Here is a 16918-nt window from a genome sequence, read left to right on the forward strand (position 1 = left end):
AAGGAGTTCTCTATGAATATCAATAAAAGCTTACTCGCGACTTTAGTATCAGGAGCTGTACTTTCTACATCAGCTTTTGCAGTCGATTTCCACGGTTATGCACGTTCAGGTATCGGCTGGACATCAGGTGGTGGTGAACAATCTGCATTTACTGTGAATGGTGGTGGTTCAAAATACCGTTTAGGAAACGAATCAGATACTTACGCCGAACTTAAGCTTGGTCAAGAATTATACAATGGGGGGGGTAAAACCATTTATTTCGACACCAACGTAGCTTACGGCGGTACCTTACATAACAATGACTGGACTGCAACTAGCCCTGCTCTACGTGAATTAAATGTCCAATTCAAAAACTTTGCAGACAGCTTACCGGGTGCAACATTATGGGCAGGTAAACGCTTCTACCAACGTCACGATGTGCATATGAACGACTTCTACTACTGGGATATTTCAGGTCCTGGTGCGGGGGTTGAAAACATTGATTTAGGCTTTGGTAAACTTTCTTTAGCAGTAACTCGTGATACGGAAGCAGGTGGTGCATTCTCTTATTACTACGATTATGCAACCAAAAGCTATAAGAGCGATCGTTCTGTAGATAAAGATGTATATAACGATATTTTTGACGTTCGTTTAGCTGGTATTGAACTTTGGAAAGATGGTTCATTAGAGCTAGGTTTTGACTATGCGAATGCACACAAAAAAGATGATTCAGCCTATGCTAATAGCGATGCAACCAAAAATGGCTATATGGCAACGGCAGAATATACTCAAGGTAACTTCTTCGGTGGCTTCAATAAATTTACCGTGCAATATGCAAAAGATTCTATGACATCTTGGAATAACGGTCATGCTCAAGGCTCTTTATCTAGCAACCGTGGTCATATGCTCCGCTTAATCAACCAAGGTGTGGTTCAAGCAAGCGATAAAGTTGAAGTAATGTATGCATTAATCTACGAAAAAACAGACCTGAAAAACAAACAAGGTAAAACATGGTACTCAGCAGGTATCCGTCCAATGTATAAATGGAATGATACAATGAGTACCCTTGCTGAAGTAGGCTATGATGTAATCAAAGACCAAGCAACAGGTAAGAAAAATAGCTTAACGAAATATACCATTGCACAACAATGGCAAGCAGGCTCAAGCATTTGGGCGCGTCCTGCAATCCGTGTATTCGGTACTTATGCTCACTGGAACGACAAATTTAACACGACAAACCGTACAAACTCTGGTTATAAAGCGAAAGATGGTGAATTCATCGGTGGTGTTCAATTTGAAGCTTGGTGGTAATCAAGCATAAAATCAAACGCCCTTTAATCAAGGGCGTTTTATTTAATAACTCCCTTTCTTCACTTCTCTCTCCCGTTTACGGGAAATGGTGGAGAAAATCCGTAGGATTTTCGGAGAGAGAGGGCTTTGCAAATTTTTCATAGAAAATGACTGCTTGTTGCTCTCTCTCTGCCTACGGATTCTGAACGAATCCTTCGGCTGTCTCTCTCCCGTAAACGGGCGAGAGAAAGATAAGAGAGAAATCAATCTTAAAACTCGGAGACCCTATGAAAACAAAACTAACCCTTATTCTTTCTAGCTTATTTTTTGCGGCTCAACTTTCTGCAACCACATTACAACCAACCAAAGCAGAGCTTGCTAAGATTCAATGGCAAGATGTTGCCCTTTCACAAAAAAATGAAACCAATGTTGCCACACTTGCAAATAAATTAGCGGGAGCAAGCGGTTCTGTGGTGGCTTATAAAATCCCTGCTAATCAAGGTACAATCAAGTTAAATATCACCAGTCCAGTACAAAAAGATAACACTGTTTTTGTACCAAACGCCTTAATTTTAGATGCACAATTTAACCCAGCGATGAGCTATCCATCTTCACAATTCAAATTCAGTGAAGAGCGGGGGTTAAACCCAGCACAATACGAAGCGGAGTTAAACCTTACGCCAACAGCAAATCAAGATTTTATCTATCTTCTCGTTTATACCACCGAGCAAAATCTACAAGGTAAAACTACAATGACTCACCCTGCAAAATTATTAGCGAAAGCCAAAGGCAATCAACCGCCTGCGATTGCAGATATCAGCGTAGTGCATACCAATCAAGGTAAAGTAAATGTAGAAGTAGATGGTATTCAATCTAGTCAATTTATCGGTTTAAACGGTCCTTTATTTGAAGCTAAAACCCCAACACCAACACAAGTCGGCACAGTGGCAACAACGCCTAAAGCAACAAAATCAGCACAACCTGTTGAGCAAAGCACCGAAGATTATTTCAACCAAGCGGTCTTAAAAGCGTTAAAAAATAACGATGTGAATAAAGCGATGAACTTGGTTAATGAAGCCGAACAACTCGGCTTAAAACAACCCCGCCAGATTTTTATTAAACACGTTTCGGCGAAGTAGTCGATTATTATCGGTAGGGACACACTGAGTGTGTCCGATTATTTAAATTTCATTTGAATTTATCGTATTCGGACACACGCGGTGTGTCCCTACAACAAAATTTAACTATCCTGCTTTACTAAATCCCCACTTCATCACACACAAGGAAACCCAAATGAAAAAATCACTACTTTGGCTTTCACTTTTTGCTTGTGCCAATGTGTCGGCAAATCAATGGCAAAGCGAACATTTCCCGACTTTTGAATCAAGTGAAAAACTGCTCTACCAAGCTCACGCCCAGCTGAAAAAAGGTAACTATCCTTTCCAATTCTCGCTCAATCAACAATGTTACCAACCGCAAACCGCACTGAAATTAAATCAAGTCGTCAGCCTTGTGCCTTGCAAAGATCCTGCTGAATCGACCCGCTTGTTTCGTGATGGAAAATACAGCGTAGAAATTGATATGCGAAGTGGTACACCAACAGCAAAATTGACCGTTGAAGCAACCAAAAGTAGCAATGAATTAGTGCAAGTTTGTCCGAAATGGGATCAAAAACCGCTTGAAATTGATGTTTCCAGCCTTTTCAAAGAGGGCGAAACCGTGCGTGATTTCTATTCGGGCAATACTGCCAAAGTGCAAAATGGCAAAGTCACGATGATGCCAGCTGTGGAATCAAACGGCTTGATGTTGCTGGAATCGGCACAAGCGGTCAATTCCGAGCCGATTTTTACCTGGAAAAATGCGACTGTCTATTTCGTGCTGACCGACCGTTTCCACAACGGCGATCCAAGTAACGACAACAGCTACGGACGTAAAAAAGACGGGAAAGATGAAATCGGCACATTCCACGGCGGAGATCTCAAAGGCTTAACCGCCAAATTGGATTATTTACAACAACTCGGTGTGAATGCGATTTGGATCAGCTCGCCACTTGAGCAAATTCACGGCTGGGTGGGTGGCGGTGAAAAAGGCGATTTTCCACACTACGCTTATCACGGCTACTACCACCAAGATTGGACGAAAATTGATGCCAATATGGGGAGCGAGCAGGATTTGAAAACTTTTATCGACCAAGCTCATAAACGCGGTATGCGGGTGATTTTCGACATTGTGATGAACCACACAGGTTACGCCACCCTTGCCGATATGCAACAATATGGTTTTGGTGCGTTACATCTCAAAGGCGATGAAATCGAGAAAACCCTTGGTAAAAATTGGACTGATTGGCAGCCGAAAACGGGGCAAAACTGGCATTCATTCAATAACTTAATTAACTTCAGCGACAAAGCCGGCTGGCAAAAATGGTGGGGCAAAGCGTGGGCTCGCTCCGATATTGGCGACTACGACAGCCCGAAATTTGACGATCTCAAAATGTCGCTCTCCGCCTTGCCAGACCTGAAAACCGAAAGCGAACAAGCGGTCGGATTACCTGAATTTTTTGCAAATAAGCCCGATACGGCAGCGAAATTCCGTGAAAATGCCAAAGTGCGTGATTATTTAATCGGCTGGCTTTCCGATTGGGTGGAAAAATATGGCGTTGATGGCTTCCGTGTCGATACCGCCAAACACGTTGAAAAAAGTACTTGGTTGGAATTGAAACAATCGGCAGAAAAAGCCTTAGAAAAATGGCAAAAATTCCATCCAAATCAATCATTTAACGATAAATTCTGGATGGCGGGCGAAGCGTGGGGACACGGCGTACACACTAGCGATTACTATAAAAACGGCTTTGACGCGATGATTAACTTCAGCTTCCAAGATCAAGCTAAAGAAGCCTTAAGTTGCTTTGCGAAAATCGCACCGACTTATCAACAGATGAGCGAAAAACTCAGTGATTTCAATGTGTTAAGCTACCTTTCTTCTCACGATACCCGTTTGTTCTTCCATAGCGACAGTGCAAATGATGTAGAGAAACAGAAAGTCGCAGGCAGTTTGTTAATGCTCGCACCGGGGGCGGTACAAATCTACTACGGCGATGAAAGCGGACGAAAATTTGGTGCAACGGGTTCAGACCCGATTCAAGGCACACGGTCAGATATGAACTGGCAAGAGGTGGCGAAAAGTGCAGAACACCAAGCCTTGCTAAAACATTGGCAACGGCTGGCAACCTTCCGCCAACACCACAATGCGATTGGTAACGGCACACAGAAAATTCTCGAAACTAGCAAATACTTCGCCTTTTCTCGTCAAGATGGCAACGATAAAGTGATGGTTGTTTGGGTGGGTGAGTAAAACAAAACGCCATACTACTGTATGGCGTCTTAATTATAATGAAATATCAAACTTTTCTTTCACAAGCGGGGCAAAATCAGAATAACCGCCAATATGAACATTATCTAAGAAAATCTGTGGCACTGTCATAACTGGCTTACCAACACGTGGTTCGAGATCTTTTTTATCAAGCCCTTCTGCTATCATATCAATGAATTTGAAGTCAAAATCTGACAATTCTGTTTTCATTTTTTCGGCTAGCTGTTTAGCTCGAACACAATAAGGGCAGCTCATTCTACCGTAAATTTCAACTAACATAGTTTGCTCCTTTCGTCGATAAAATAAGGGCGAATCTTATTCGCCCTATTATTTCATACTATTTCGATTACTTCGTACTAGTACTGGTCGTCGTACGACTTGCACGTTTACGTTCAACTTCAGTCAGAAGTTTTTTACGAACACGTACAGATTTTGGTGTAACTTCCACTAATTCATCATCATCAATAAACTCTAACGCTTGTTCTAACGTCATTTTTACTGGTGTGGTGAGCGTTAATGCGTCATCTTTACCTGAAGCACGCATATTGGTTAATTTTTTACCTTCAAGTGGGTTTACGGTTAGGTCGTTAGAACGGCTGTGAATACCGATCACTTGACCTTCGTAAATTTCCGCACCGTGATCGATCATCAACTTACCACGATCTTGCAAAGCATAGAGTGAGTAGGCTAAGGCTTTACCTGTGCCGTTAGAAATCAATACGCCGTTGATACGCTGACCGATCTCGCCTGCTTTCACATCATCATAATGGCTGAAGCTCGAGTAAAGTAAGCCTGTACCTGATGTCATTGTCATAAACTCGTTACGGAAACCGATTAAACCACGGCTAGGAATCACATATTCTAAACGGGTGCGACCTTTACCGTCTGGGATCATATCACGCACTTCGCCTTTACGAATCCCTAATGCTTCCATTACTGATCCTTGATGTTGCTCTTCAATATCAATGGTGACTTGTTCAAACGGCTCTTGTTTACGACCGTCAATCTCTTTGAAAATTACTTTCGGACGAGAAACCGCTAACTCATAGCCTTCACGACGCATATTTTCGATTAAGACCGACAAGTGTAATTCACCACGTCCTGACACACTGAAAATATCAGAGTCATCAGTCTCTTCCACACGCAATGCAACGTTGTGTACCAACTCTTTTTTCAAGCGTTCTAAAATTTGACGAGATGTCACAAATTTGCCCTCTTGACCACAGAATGGCGAAGTATTGACGCAGAAGAACATGGTAACCGTTGGCTCATCGACCGATAATGCTGGTAAAGCTTCTACGTTGTTAACATCACAAAGCGTATCTGAAATATTTAACTCGCCTAAACCCGTTACCGCAATGATGTCGCCTGCGTAGGCTTCCGTTGCTTCATAGCGTTGTAAACCTAAGTGTCCCAACACTTGACCCACACGACCATTGCGAGTTTTACCTTCAGCATCAACAACGGTAATTGGTTGGTTTGGCTTCACCGTACCACGTTTGATACGACCAATACCGATAACGCCTAAGTATTTGCTGTAATCTAATTGCGAAATCTGCATTTGGAACGGTGCATCAAGTTCCACATCTGGCGGAGAAACGTGTTCCACAATCGCTTCAAATAGCGGATCCATATTTGGTGCAAGATCTTCGTGATCTAAACCAGCAACGCCGTTTAAGGCAGAAGCGTAGATGATCGGGAAGTCTAACTGTTCGTCTGTTGCCCCTAAATTCACAAATAAATCAAAGACTTGATCAACTACCCAATCAGGGCGAGCGCCAGGTCTATCCACTTTGTTAATTACTACAATCGGTTTTAAACCGTGAGCAAAGGCTTTTTGAGTCACGAAACGAGTTTGTGGCATCGGGCCATCAAAAGCGTCCACCACCAATAACACCGAATCTACCATTGAAAGTACACGCTCTACTTCGCCACCGAAGTCTGCGTGCCCTGGGGTATCAACGATATTGATGCGATAACCGTTCCAGTTAATCGCCGTATTTTTAGCTAAAATGGTAATGCCACGCTCTTTCTCAAGATCGTTAGAGTCCATTACACGCTCATCGACATCACCACGAGAAGTATCTAATGTGCCTGAAAGTTTTAAAAGTTTATCAACTAAGGTTGTTTTGCCGTGGTCAACGTGGGCAATAATTGCGATATTACGCAGTTTTTGAGTATCTAATTGTTGCATTGAAATTACTGTATTGTAGGGTGGGTTTTAACCCACCGTGAAAAGAAATGATGAGCCAAAACTCATCAGTACGAAATCCAAAATTGTGATAGTGATCACAAAAAGACGGGCGATTATACAGAACTTTCGCCAAACTGACTAGAAAGCAAGCGGTTTGTTTGAAGTAAAAATTTGCAAATTATTACGAATAACCTACCGCTTGAATAAAAACTCGAGCTTAAATAGGCTATAATTCCCTGAAATTTATTAATTGGAGAAAATTATGCCTTTACTAGATAGTTTTAAAGTTGACCATACAAAAATGAATGCCCCTGCGGTACGTGTGGCGAAAACAATGACCACACCAAAGGGTGATACTATTACCGTGTTTGATTTACGCTTTGTGCGTCCGAATGTGGAGATTTTATCGCCACGCGGTATTCACACAATGGAACATTTATTTGCAGGCTTTATGCGTGATCACTTAAACAGCGAAACCGTTGAAATTATTGATATTTCGCCAATGGGCTGTTGCACAGGGTTTTATATGTCGTTAATCGGCTCGCCGTCAGCGGAAGCGGTGGCAAAAGCGTGGGAAGCGTCAATGCGTGATGCGTTAGAAAAAGTACCCGATGAGAGCAAAATCCCTGAATTAAACGAGTTTCAATGTGGTTCATACAAAGAACATTCCCTTGCCGATGCCCACGAAATCGCTCGTAATGTGTTGAAACAGCCGATTGGCGTAAATCGTAACGAAGATTTGGCGTTAGATGAAAAATTGTTAAATCTGTAATAAGGAAATCCGTGTTAAATAAACTCTTTACTTGGTTTGAAAACCGTATCAATCCCTATCCCGAAGAGGTCCCGAATACGCCGAGAGCGAAAGTCATTCCTTTTATTTTTGAAACGACTAAAGGAATGCGAAGCTATTTTGTGGCGTTGATTGTATTTGTGGCGTTCATCGGGATTATTGAGGGTATTCTGTTTCAATATATGGGCGAGTTGGTGGACTGGGTGAATACCTATTCGGCTCAACAGCTGTGGCAAGAGAAAGGCACATCGCTGATCTTAATGCTGATTGTTGCTTTGATGAGCGTGGTGTTTGTCTATCTTGGCTGTGCGGTGCGGTTTCAATCATTGCAAGGAGTTTTTCCGATGCGATTGCGATGGAATTTCCACCGCTTGATGCTCGGGCAAAGTATGAGTTTTTATCAGGACGAATTTGCTGGGCGAGTGTCGGCAAAGGTTATGCAGACAGCCTTAGCGGTGCGAGACGTGCTGATGACTTGTGCGGATATGTTGGTCTATGTGATTGTCTATTTGACCACCACTAGCGTGATTTTAATCCAACTTGACGGTTGGCTGTTTGTGCCATTCATTATTTGGGTGGTGAGCTTGGCGGCGATTATTCGGCTGTATGTGCCGAAGCTGGCTCAAGCAGCACAAGAGCAGTCGGACGCTCGCAGTTTGATGACAGGGCGAATTACTGACGCTTATTCCAACATTGCCACTGTAAAACTGTTCTCACACGGCAATCGAGAGTCTCGTTATGCTAAAGAGTCGATGGAAGAATTTATGGTTACGGTGCATAAACAGATGCGTTTGGTAACCACGATTGAGACCTTAACTTACTTTAACAGCATTGCCCTGATTACTATTACCGCAGGCATTGGCTTATGGCTTTGGTCGCTCGGCGATGTTACTGCGGGTGCGATAGCCACTTCTACGGCGTTGGCGTTACGCATTAAAGGGCTGTCGCAGTGGATTATGTGGGAATTTGCCCGCTTGTTTGAGAATTTGGGGACAGTGCAAGATGGTATGGAAACCCTATCTAAACCGAAAACCATTGTAGATAAAAGCGATGCCAAACCGCTTGCCGTCACGCAAGGGGAAATTCGTTTCAACAAGGTCGATTTTGCCTATACCGAGAAAAAACCGTTGCTCAAAGGCTTTGATTTACATATCAAAGCAGGCGAAAAAGTGGGCTTGGTTGGACGCAGTGGGGCAGGAAAATCGACCCTAACAAATCTCTTGTTACGTTTTTACGATGTGCAAAAGGGTTCCGTTGAAATTGACGGGCAGAACATTTGTGATGTGACGCAAGAGAGCTTGCGATCTCAAATTGGATTGGTGACACAGGATACATCGCTGTTACATCGCTCTGTGCGAGACAATTTGCTCTACGGTCGCCCAACGGCAACGGAAGAAGAAATGCTCAAGGCGGTAGAACGTGCTTCGGCAGCAGATTTTATTCCGCTATTAAGCGATGCCAAAGGCAGAACAGGCTACGATGCTCACGTTGGTGAGCGTGGGGTGAAACTATCGGGCGGACAACGCCAACGGATTGCAATAGCCCGTGTAATGCTCAAAGATGCCCCGATTTTGTTGCTCGATGAAGCAACCAGTGCGTTGGATTCGGAAGTAGAAGTCGCTATTCAAGAAAACTTGACCGAATTAATGGAAGGAAAAACCGTTGTGGCTATCGCTCACCGCTTATCCACCATTATGGCAATGGATCGCTTAATTGTGTTAGACAAAGGCGAAATTGTCGAACAAGGTAGCCACGAAGAGTTGCTTGCCCTGAATGGTGTTTATGCGAAATTATGGGCACATCAAAGCGGTGGGTTCTTGCAGGAAGAAGTTGAATTATAAGCATCAACAACAAGCGGTCAGTTCGATATAAAATTTGCAAAAAATGTAGCATAAATGACCGCTTGCTGTTTTTAGAAATCCATTTTGATCTGAGTCGAAGTTTGCTACACTTCGACTTTGTTATTTATATTGTAGAGATAAAAATTTGAAAGGCCTAGCTATTCGACTTGTCGTAGGCATTGCACTCTTATTATGGGCTTGGGATATGGTTTTTCCTTGGCAACAAGCAATGCTAGCAGAAGAGAATCGATATTCACAAATACAGCAACGAAAGACACTCAAAGTTGGAATGATTAATCATCCCATCTCTTATTTTATTGGCTCTGAAGGCACTGCTGGGATTGAATATGATTTAGCAAAAGCATTTTCTGATTATTTAGGCGTAAATCTTGAAGTCAAAGCCTATAATAATAGTGAGCAACTCTTTGCAGGATTAAAACAGAATGACATTGATATTGCCGCCGCTGGGTTACTTTACCAAGTAGAGAATGTGGATAAATTTCAACTAGGTCCGAGTTACTACTCTGCTTCTTGGCAAGTTGTTTACAAAAAAGGTACACAACGCCCTTATACCATTGATGAACTCAAGGGCGATATTGTGATTCCTGCGGGTTCTGCTGTTATTCCTATTTTAACGGCATTACAAGAGCAATACCCAAAACTAACTTGGAAAGTAACCGATGGTTTCACTCAAGAAGAACTGTTATTGCAAGTTGCTGACGGCAAAATTCCCTATACCATTGCGGTTTCAATTGATGTTTCTGCAGCTCAACATATCAAACCCGATGTAGCCGTCGGTTTTGATTTGACCGATGAAGAACCTGTCGTTTGGTATTTACAAAATAGCGCTTACAGTGAATTACAAGCTGCTGTTTTAAGCTTTATGGATAATGCCAATGAAACAGGGCTTATCGCACGTATTGAAGAGAAATATTTCAACTATTTAAGCCGTTTCGATTATGTCGATAGTCAAAGCTATTTAAAAGCGATTGAAACCGTCTTACCGAAATATCAGCATTTATTTGAAAAATATCGGGGAACGCTAGATTGGCAAATGTTGGCGGCGATTGCTTACCAAGAGTCGCATTGGGATCCTAGCGCAACATCACCAACAGGTGTACGTGGCATGATGATGCTAACAAAAGATACCGCTGAAAGAATGAATGTGACAAATCGTATCAATGCAGAGCAAAGTATTAAAGCAGGTTCAGAGTACTTACATCTTTTAATGAATCAGCTACCGCAAAGTATTGCCACAGAAGATCGCATTTGGTTCAGTCTCGCTGCCTATAACATGGGCATGGGACATCTGATCGATGTGCGTCGCCTAACGAAGCAACTTGGTGGAGATCCTGATAGTTGGCTTGATGTGAAAAAGAACTTGCCACTCCTTGCAGAAAAACGCTATTACAACCAACTCAAGTATGGTTATGCACGTGGCTACGAAGCGTTTCAATATGTTGAAAATATCCGACGCTATTACAATAGCATCATTAATCATCAGCGGGTAAAAGAGCAAGAAGCCCAAATCCGCCAACAGCAAGAAAACGCAAATACAGATTTAGAAGTTAGTGAGACACAAAACAAATCGGAAAAATCAGAATAAATAAGGAATTAAAATCATGAGAAAACACAAATTAAAACAACGAGTTAGACGTTTAAATAGCAATAAATCTCGCCGAATTTTACATATTTATCAATTAAAACGTCGAATTGCAGAGCGTCGCCGAATTGGGTTTGTGATTTTAGAACAACAATGTTAATTCTTAAGTCATTGCAAACCACAACCCATTTAACTTCTCTATTTCAGGCTGATATCCCGCCATTTTTTCGATACAAGCGGTAAAATCCCAGCCTGTTTTTGCAAAATAGTGCCTAAAGAAAATCGCTTTTTGCTTCGCAGAAAAATGGTTGTTGTGGCAGAGCATTGCTAATTCTAACGCAGGATCGGAAATTGTCGCATATTCCCAATCGATCAGAAAAAGGGCATCGCCTTGTTGCACAAGATTAGCGAGATGAATATCGTGGTGACAGATCGTCTGTTTGAATGGAGTGATTGGCTTAAAGGGTGGAGCGAAATTCAACATTTGCTGTTTTTCTTTTGGCAGTTTTTGCCATAGAAATTGGCAACGTTCGGCAAGATTGAGTGTTGTAAATTTTTGTGCAAAATCAGCCGCTTGTAGTGGAAATAGATGAAGTTGTGCTAGTCGTTCTGCCAAAGAAGTTAAACATTTTTCATCAAAAAACGTAGGCGTTTGCCCATCGATCCAACTTAACAACGCCGAATGGCTGTCCGCATAAATCACCTTTGGCGAAAAGCCCAAAGGCGAAATCGCCCGTAAAAAAGCGACTTCTTGCTGATAATTGATGCCGTAATTGCTGGCTCGTTCCGTTTGGGTGCGTAACACATAGCGTTCGCCGTTTGCCAAACAGACCAACTGGCTACAAGCGGTCAATCCTGCCAATTTTGAAACAGAAACGACCGCTTGTTGCCGATGTTGCTCAATCCATTGCAACGCTTTCATCGAGAAAAACGAAGATAAAAGCGGTAGTTTTCGCTTTCCACTGTTGGCTTGTCTAGTGCTACTGCTTGACGCTGTTTTGGCTCAAGTAATAAGCTTTGCCAAGCAGAATGTTCTTCGCCGTTTAGCGTTTGGGTCACACCTGTTTTGTCGTACCAAAATAGCTTATAGCTAAGTGAAAGTGGTTGCTCGCTTTGATTGGTGAGCGTCAATTCCGTTGATTTAGCCACCACATCAACCATTTTAGCGACATTTTCTTCCACATTCACAATCGGCGTGTTACCTGACGGTAAATAGCTCGGCGGATTTGACGCACAAGCGGTCAGAAGCAGGCTAAAAAATGCAATAATCGAAAAAGTTTTTTTCATCTTATTTCGCCAACATTTTGCCAAGCGGTTCACCGCCGACAAGGTGCATATGAATGTGGAACACTTCTTGTCCGCCGTGTTTGTTGCAGTTCATAATCAAACGGTAGCCATCTTCGGCAATGCCTTCTTCTTTGGCAATTTTCGCCGCCACTGTAAACAGACGACCGAGTGTCTGCTCATCTTCTGCGGTAACGTGGTTTACCGTTGGGATAAATTTGTTTGGAATAATCAAAATATGGGTTTTCGCTTGCGGAGCAATATCACGGAAAGCGGTCACTAAATCATCTTGATACACAATCGCCGCAGGGATCTCTTTGCGGATAATTTTGCTGAAAATGGTTTCTTCGTAGTTGGTAAGCATAATGTTTCCTTATTTAATGGTTGTAAGCGGTGAGATTGTCTAATTTTTTTGGCTAATTTGCAAAATTTTCTGCGAATTTGACCGCTTGCTCCCTGTTTACCATAGCCAACGGGGAACTTGTTGCTGATATTGACGATAACGCTCGCCAAATTTTTCACTCAAAATTCGTTCTTCAGGCTCAATTTGAAAGCGATTGATATAGCCCACAAATCCCCACACCACCAACAAAGCAAAGGCATTTCCCCACCAAAACGCCCACGCAGTCAGCAGACTTGCCAGCCCTAAATACATTGGATTACGGCTAAAACGATAAATGCCATTCGTTGCCAATGATGACGTTTTATGCGGATCAAGCGGGGTGATTGTCGTCTTATTTTGCCAAAACGCCCATAACGCACAGAGATCAACTGCAATCCCAAATGCAAAACAAATCACCGCCAAACAGCGATAAACCCAGTTTGGTTCGGCGTAATTCGGTAAGAAGTAAATGATTACCGCACAGATAAATGCCACAAGGGGCGGAGGGAGTTTGAGATCCATAGATAAAACTTATTTTAAATAAAATTTTCCCACTCCTAGCAATAAAGAGTGGGAAAAACATTTAACGCTGAATTAAATAACGTAATTTTGTGCCGTCCTGTTCCACGCTTAATAGAGTATAACCGTGGTTTTTGGTATCCACAGGGATATTATTGATAGATTGTGCACAGTCGCTCAGTAATTCTAAAATCTCGCCTTTTTGTAATTGTGGCATTGTTTCCAACATCACAATCGCTGGGTAAGGGCAAGGCTCGCCTAAGGTGTCGAGCGTGTAGTCTGGGGTAATGTCTTTTGGATCTTTATCCAATTTTTGTACAACAGTAAATGCCATAATAAGTTCCTTTTGTCAGTTAAAAATTAGTTAATACCACAAGATGAGGCGGCAACTTTGGCTTTCGCTTTAGAAAGGAAACGTTTTTCCCACCATACCACTGCAATTAAGCAAAGAATCAGTAATGCATAATTAACAAGTAAGCCACCTACTGCACCAAATTCTTTGAGTAAGTTAAGTTTTTCATAATCAAGGGCGAGAACAGGTGCAAGATCGTCCCACATATACGCAAGTAACGTTGAGCCAATCACATTGCCCACGCCCACCCACATAAAGTGAACTTGCCCTTCCATTGAGCGATACATCCAACCTGTTTCACAGCCTCCAGCTAATACGATACCAAAACCGAACAGCAATCCGCCGATAATAGCATTTGGACCTGCCCACATAATTTTAGGCGAAACACCCAGTTGAATATAAGAGAACACACCGATAGTGCCTACGATAATCCCGAAGATAATCGCTTTTGCCATATAAGCACGCCCTGTTACCCATAAATCACGGAATGCAGAGGTAAAACAAATTTGAGCTCGTTCAATTAAAAGCCCGAATGCTAAACCGCATAACATCGCAAAACCGAATTTGACAGAATGTTGCATCACATAAAGTGAAGCGGCAAGATAAGCAAGGAAAATAACCATACCTAAACGGAAACGGCGTGTTGCTTGTTTTGGATCGGTTTCTTGCAGTTTTGCCGCACCTTTTTTCAGCTCCAGTTTGACACGGAACATTGGCAGTAGCGTGACTTTCACACCAACATAAGTTCCCACCGCAGTAGCAATAGTAAAGAACCACGCGTGAACCGAAAATTGTGGAATCCCCGTAAACAATGAAGCCAAATTACAGCCCATTGCCAGACGAGCACCAAAACTTGCTAAAATGCCACCAATGACTGCTTGCACAATACGGCGTTTATGGGGTTGATTACGCCATTTTACGTTATTCGCCCAAAGTGCTGCAGAGATGCAACCAGCGAACATTCCTAAAATCATCACGCCATCAATACGGGTAAAAACTGTACCGTTCATTCCGATGATTTTATAGTAGCTCCATTCGCTCACATCAATGCCCAACGCCTGTAAAGCGTGACCGCCCCAACGTGTAAATTCGCCCGTTACCGCCCAATAAGTGCCAGTAATGCCGAAATAATAAGCAGAAAGAAGCCCAGCCGCGATAACTGCTGCAACGGGATTCCAATACTTAATCAGATAATTTTGTTTGAATTGTTGCCAAATCTCTAACATAAGTTCCTTAAATCCTTAAGAGAAAAGTGAGTAGATTTGCAAGAAAGGTATAACGATGAAAAATAGAAAGGTGGTTTGACCGTTTAATTTGTTCATTTCCTATACACAAAACTTGCGATATATTAATGAATGCTTAAAAGCGGTGGAATTATAACAAAAATTCAACAAAGAGAAATATAAAAGAGAAATTGTCTTTAGATTTACAAATTTTCCTCTCTATTTGACCGCTTGCTGTCGTATTTAAATTCTAAGATTCCCCAAGCACAATATAATCCAACGGCTCGTCCCAACTTTCTATCGGCAGTTGCTCTACCTGTTGGCAATGGTGAGCCAAACCAACACTAATCAAATGTTTGGCTTGAGCAAGGGTGCGGTCATAAAATCCGCCGCCCATACCTAAGCGGTTGCATTGCTTATCACAGGCGACAAGTGGTACAAAAATTATCTCTAACTCACTGAGTGGCAATACATTTCTTACATCAAGTTTAGGTTGTAAAATGCCAAAGCGGTTCATCTCAAGTTGCTCTTGCCCTTGATATTTGAGAAACAGCAGTTGATTAGCTGAAAAAGGGTGAAGTACCGGTAGATAAAGATCTTTGCCTTGTTTCGTCAATTCATTTATCAACGCAAGCGGTGAGATTTCGCCGTTAAAAGGCAGATAAAAAGCGATATGTTGGGCAGAATGTTGTTCGATCAATTCAAGAGATTTTGGAATAATGCTTTGTGCGGCAAGAGTTTGCTGTTCTGAAGATAACGCAAGACGTTTGGCTCGCATCTGTTTGCGAAGTTTCTGGCGTTGTTGATTGAGTTGTTCGTTTATGGAAAGTTTTATCATAAAAGACCCGAAGTGCCGTTACAAGTGATGGTCCTTGAACCAGACGGTTCAAGGGAGTCGAACATTACCGTTTTTAGGCTTCTCGTCAAGCGAGCCTGCTCACCAACGATATAAGAGTCCAACTCAAAGTGTTTTAAATATCGGCTCAGGGACGTAACTCATAACGCACACCTCAGGCAAAAAGAATAGTAACGGAATTTACTGATTTTTCCTAGTGTTCAGATCAATAAAATCAAAGAAATTATCTTATTAGTTATTTTCTTGACCAACTGAAACAGAATCCATCCCACTTGTTTGGAATTTCGCTAAAGAATTATCTAGCTGCTCAACACAAGACTTTAAAATATTTTTATTTTCTGCATTCTTACGTTGTTCTTGTTCTAACTCATAATTAAGATTTAATGCCACAATCGATAATACTTTCTCTAATTGAATGATACCTGATTGCTCTTTCAGAATTGCCACTCGTTCTTCTAATCGCTCTGCCGACGCTAATAGCGCTTCTTGCTGTTCAGGCGGACAATATAAACGTAAAACCTGCCCAAATAGCGATAATTCAATATTATTTTTTGACATTGTTGAGAAATCCTCACGGAGATAGAAATTTTTGCTATTATGCCATTCTTTAACTAAATCATAAAGAATCACTATGGCAATTTCAAAATCAAATGACTTTAAACAACTCATTACTGAATTACAAATTGATTACACCCCCGCAGAATTTCACGGTTTTTTAAGTGGGCTAATCGCAGGTGGTATTCAAGATGAATCTTGGAAAACGCTCACTTACCAATTTACCAATGATGGACACGCTTTTTCTCAAGCGCCATTAACTAAACTCACTGAATTTTATCAACAACTTAGCGAAAGTTTTGATGAAACAGATACGCTTTTTTCACTTTGGTTAGATGAAGATAATGGCTTTGCGATGGCTGACGGCATTGCGGAATGGACAGGACATTTTCTACTTGGTTTAGGACTTGCTCAACCTAAACTACAGCAAGAAACGGACGAAGTAGGCGAAGCCATTGACGATTTAGATGAAATCGCTAAATTGGGCTACAGCGAGGACGATAAAAGTGAAGAATTGCTCAGTGCAGGCGAAGAAATCGTCGAGTATTTACGTTTAGTAACACTCTTTTTACATAGTCATTTTTCTAAGCCTAAAATGGAAGAAAAGCCCAAAGTACACTAATAAATTTGTTGCTTTCTAGATGATAGAAAGAATCAGCATCTTAAAGTTCAACTTTAAGA

The 16918-nt window shown here is 41.9% G+C and carries 18 protein-coding genes and 1 other RNA gene; 8 read left to right on the plus strand and 11 right to left on the minus strand.

Annotated features, from left to right (window positions below; translation table 11 throughout):
* Positions 1–12: 12 nt before the first annotated feature.
* The 3 genes from C5N92_RS02770 (at position 13) to C5N92_RS02780 (ending at position 4620) form a co-directional block, all read left to right on the plus strand.
* Positions 13–1290 carry a maltoporin gene (locus C5N92_RS02770; protein ID WP_111749352.1) on the plus strand — a complete coding sequence of 426 codons (1278 nt, stop codon included), beginning with the start codon at positions 13–15 and terminating at the stop codon, positions 1288–1290.
* Between the two features lie 266 nt (positions 1291–1556).
* Positions 1557–2408 carry a maltose operon protein MalM gene (gene malM, locus C5N92_RS02775; RefSeq protein WP_111749353.1) on the plus strand — a complete coding sequence of 284 codons (852 nt, stop codon included), beginning with the start codon at positions 1557–1559 and terminating at the stop codon, positions 2406–2408.
* Positions 2409–2562: 154 nt separating this feature from the next.
* A complete protein-coding gene (locus C5N92_RS02780; RefSeq protein WP_111749354.1) occupies positions 2563–4620 on the plus strand; it encodes an alpha-amylase in 2058 nt (685 codons plus the stop codon).
* A 33-nt stretch (positions 4621–4653) separates the two neighbouring features.
* On the opposite strand, the gene C5N92_RS02785 is transcribed toward C5N92_RS02780, so the two are convergent.
* Together C5N92_RS02785 and typA are read right to left on the minus strand one after the other, a co-directional pair.
* Complete coding sequence (locus tag C5N92_RS02785; RefSeq protein ID WP_111749355.1) at positions 4654–4917, minus strand: GrxA family glutaredoxin; 264 nt, start codon at positions 4915–4917, stop codon at positions 4654–4656.
* A gap of 67 nt (positions 4918–4984) precedes the next feature.
* Positions 4985–6832, minus strand: coding sequence for a translational GTPase TypA (gene typA, locus C5N92_RS02790; protein ID WP_111749356.1), 1848 nt, complete (start codon positions 6830–6832; stop codon positions 4985–4987).
* A gap of 262 nt (positions 6833–7094) precedes the next feature.
* On the opposite strand from typA, the gene luxS reads away from it, so the two are divergent.
* The 4 genes from luxS to C5N92_RS11205 all read left to right on the plus strand — a co-directional run bounded on the left by luxS (position 7095) and on the right by C5N92_RS11205 (position 11226).
* Positions 7095–7604 carry an S-ribosylhomocysteine lyase gene (gene luxS / locus C5N92_RS02795; RefSeq protein ID WP_111749357.1) on the plus strand — a complete coding sequence of 170 codons (510 nt, stop codon included), beginning with the start codon at positions 7095–7097 and terminating at the stop codon, positions 7602–7604.
* 11 nt (positions 7605–7615) lie between these two features.
* A complete protein-coding gene (locus tag C5N92_RS02800; protein WP_111749358.1) occupies positions 7616–9463 on the plus strand; it encodes an ABC transporter ATP-binding protein in 1848 nt (615 codons plus the stop codon).
* Positions 9464–9608: 145 nt separating this feature from the next.
* The gene (gene mltF / locus C5N92_RS02805) at positions 9609–11069 is read left to right on the plus strand and encodes a membrane-bound lytic murein transglycosylase MltF (RefSeq protein WP_111749359.1); all 1461 of its coding nucleotides are present in this window, start codon (positions 9609–9611) and stop codon (positions 11067–11069) included.
* A 16-nt stretch (positions 11070–11085) separates the two neighbouring features.
* The gene (locus C5N92_RS11205; RefSeq protein WP_165827744.1) at positions 11086–11226 is read left to right on the plus strand and encodes a hypothetical protein; all 141 of its coding nucleotides are present in this window, start codon (positions 11086–11088) and stop codon (positions 11224–11226) included.
* A 3-nt stretch (positions 11227–11229) separates the two neighbouring features.
* Here C5N92_RS11205 and C5N92_RS02810 read toward each other — a convergent pair whose 3' ends face one another.
* The 9 genes from C5N92_RS02810 to C5N92_RS02850 all read right to left on the minus strand — a co-directional run bounded on the left by C5N92_RS02810 (position 11230) and on the right by C5N92_RS02850 (position 16240).
* Positions 11230–11988 carry a choline/ethanolamine kinase family protein gene (locus C5N92_RS02810; protein WP_111749360.1) on the minus strand — a complete coding sequence of 253 codons (759 nt, stop codon included), beginning with the start codon at positions 11986–11988 and terminating at the stop codon, positions 11230–11232.
* Positions 11985–12353, minus strand: a complete 369-nt coding sequence (locus tag C5N92_RS02815) for a YcfL family putative periplasmic lipoprotein (RefSeq protein WP_111749361.1) — start codon at positions 12351–12353, stop codon at positions 11985–11987. Before C5N92_RS02815 ends, C5N92_RS02810 begins: the two co-directional genes overlap by 4 nt.
* Before the next feature lies 1 nt (position 12354).
* A complete protein-coding gene (gene hinT, locus C5N92_RS02820; protein WP_111749362.1) occupies positions 12355–12714 on the minus strand; it encodes a purine nucleoside phosphoramidase in 360 nt (119 codons plus the stop codon).
* 96 nt (positions 12715–12810) lie between these two features.
* Positions 12811–13254 (minus strand): methyltransferase family protein, encoded by a 444-nt coding sequence (locus C5N92_RS02825; RefSeq protein ID WP_111749363.1) that lies wholly within the window; start codon positions 13252–13254, stop codon positions 12811–12813.
* A gap of 61 nt (positions 13255–13315) precedes the next feature.
* On the minus strand, positions 13316–13585 hold the full coding sequence (gene yedF, locus C5N92_RS02830) for a sulfurtransferase-like selenium metabolism protein YedF (protein ID WP_005696304.1): 270 nt from the start codon (positions 13583–13585) through the stop codon (positions 13316–13318).
* Positions 13586–13611: 26 nt separating this feature from the next.
* On the minus strand, positions 13612–14829 hold the full coding sequence (gene yedE / locus C5N92_RS02835; RefSeq protein WP_111749364.1) for a selenium metabolism membrane protein YedE/FdhT: 1218 nt from the start codon (positions 14827–14829) through the stop codon (positions 13612–13614).
* 247 nt (positions 14830–15076) lie between these two features.
* Positions 15077–15664, minus strand: coding sequence for a 5-formyltetrahydrofolate cyclo-ligase (locus tag C5N92_RS02840; RefSeq protein ID WP_111749438.1), 588 nt, complete (start codon positions 15662–15664; stop codon positions 15077–15079).
* A non-coding RNA gene (gene ssrS / locus C5N92_RS02845) (6S RNA) lies at positions 15665–15846 on the minus strand.
* 67 nt (positions 15847–15913) lie between these two features.
* Positions 15914–16240 carry a cell division protein ZapA gene (locus C5N92_RS02850; protein WP_111749365.1) on the minus strand — a complete coding sequence of 109 codons (327 nt, stop codon included), beginning with the start codon at positions 16238–16240 and terminating at the stop codon, positions 15914–15916.
* A gap of 73 nt (positions 16241–16313) precedes the next feature.
* On the opposite strand from C5N92_RS02850, the gene C5N92_RS02855 reads away from it, so the two are divergent.
* Positions 16314–16859, plus strand: coding sequence for a UPF0149 family protein (locus C5N92_RS02855; protein ID WP_111749366.1), 546 nt, complete (start codon positions 16314–16316; stop codon positions 16857–16859).
* Positions 16860–16918 lie beyond the last annotated feature (59 nt).

The organism is Glaesserella australis (assembly GCF_003260095.1).
Lineage (GTDB): Bacteria > Pseudomonadota > Gammaproteobacteria > Enterobacterales > Pasteurellaceae > Glaesserella > Glaesserella australis.